The following is a 1,783-nucleotide window of genomic DNA, read 5'->3' on the forward strand; positions in this document are numbered from 1 at the left end:
CGTAGCTCCAGTGAGTCCTGTAGCTCCAGTAAGTCCTGTAGCTCCAGTGAGTCCTGTAGCCCCAGTAAGTCCCGTAGCTCCAGTAGCACCTGTGACCCCAGCAATTCCAGCGTTCCCCGTAGGGCCTGTGGCCCCTGTGAGTCCAGGATCTCCCGTAGCTCCAGTAAGTCCCGTAGCTCCAGTAGCACCTGTGACCCCAGCAATTCCAGCGTTCCCCGTAGGGCCTGTGGCCCCTGTGAGTCCAGTAAGTCCCGTAGCTCCAGTGAGTCCTGTAGCTCCAGTAAGTCCTGTAGCTCCAGTAAGTCCTGTAGCTCCAGTGAGTCCTGTAGCCCCAGTAAGTCCCGTAGCTCCAGTGAGTCCTGTGACCCCAGCAATTCCAGCGTTCCCCGTAGGGCCTGTGGCCCCTGTGAGTCCAGTAAGTCCCGTAGCTCCAGTGAGTCCTGTGACCCCAGCAATTCCAGCGTTCCCCGTAGGGCCTGTGGCCCCTGTGAGTCCAGTAAGTCCCGTAGCCCCAGTAAGTCCTGTAGCTCCAGTAAGTCCCGTAGCTCCAGTGAGTCCTGTGACCCCAGCAATTCCAGCGTTCCCCGTAGGGCCTGTGGCCCCTGTGAGTCCAGGATCTCCCGTAGCTCCAGTAAGTCCTGTAGCTCCAGTAAGTCCCGTAGCTCCAGTGAGTCCTGTGACCCCAGCAATTCCAGCGTTCCCTGTAGGGCCTGTGGCCCCTGTGAGTCCAGGATCTCCCGTAGCTCCAGTAAGTCCTGTAGCTCCAGTGAATCCTGTGGCTCCAGTAGCACCTGTGACCCCAGCAATTCCAGCGTTCCCCGTAGGGCCTGTGGCCCCTGTGAGTCCAGGATCTCCCGTAGCCCCAGTAGTCCCTGTGGGGCCAGTGGCACCCGTAAGCCCTGTAGCTCCAGTAGGTCCTGCAGAAGGACAGTGGGTTAAAATAACTTCGATTTGTATTAAAACTTTGAAGAATAGAATATGCGTCTCTGAATTTAAGCACAAAAGAGTAATAAGTGTTTTTAAACTATTAATTAGTGTTTCGAGTAACTTTACTGGAGGAACAAACCTTGTTTTTAAAGCAGATAATAAATTTTGAACAGTAATAATTAAATGATTAGTCATTGAAGAATCAAGTTTTAATTCATTTAATAAGACAATAAGACAGTTTAGTGAATTAGAAATAGTATTGATATTTTTAGAAGTGGAATTCTTCAGAATCAGAGGAATTTCCTTTTTTAAGCTATCTAAAATAGTAAGCAACCTTTTAATTTGAGAACTCTTAATATCTATACAATCCATTTTTTTAGAATTTTTCTTTCTCAAGTAACCAATCTCATCATTAGAAGTAAAGTACCTAACTTTAGATGCACGTCTATAAGCCATTGTGGTCCTCCTTTGTTTAAGGATAAATAATTCATTACAAATCCAACTTAAGTAAGTTTTATATTTTATCTTAAAAAATCTTGGCGATAAAACATCACAGGAGTATATTTGTGCTAAAATAAGGAATTTTTCACGATTATCTATACATAGTTATTATAAATATTAAGAAATATTGCAAATTAATAGCTGTTTTATAGTAGAAATTAAAATTATCATCTAAAAAACATATAAATATATACTGAGAAAATAACAATTTAATATTTTTTCATGTATCTACTAAAATTTATTAGGAGGAATGAGAAATGATTTCTATCAGTTTATGTATGATTGTTAAAAATGAAGAAGTATCACTTGGGAGGTGTCTGGAGAGTGTATACCAATTAGTTGATGAAATAAATAT

At 43.2% G+C, this 1,783-nt stretch carries 1 protein-coding gene; it reads right to left on the bottom strand.

Annotated elements, in window-relative coordinates; genetic code table 11:
• On the bottom strand, nucleotides 1-1,383 hold a 1,383-nt coding region (locus AC1VNJ_RS26800), incomplete at its 3' end, for a collagen-like repeat preface domain-containing protein (protein ID WP_482641635.1).
• Between the last annotated feature and the right edge of the window lie 400 nt (nucleotides 1,384-1,783).

The sequence above is a fragment of the Priestia sp. 3CA3 genome (assembly GCF_056836725.1).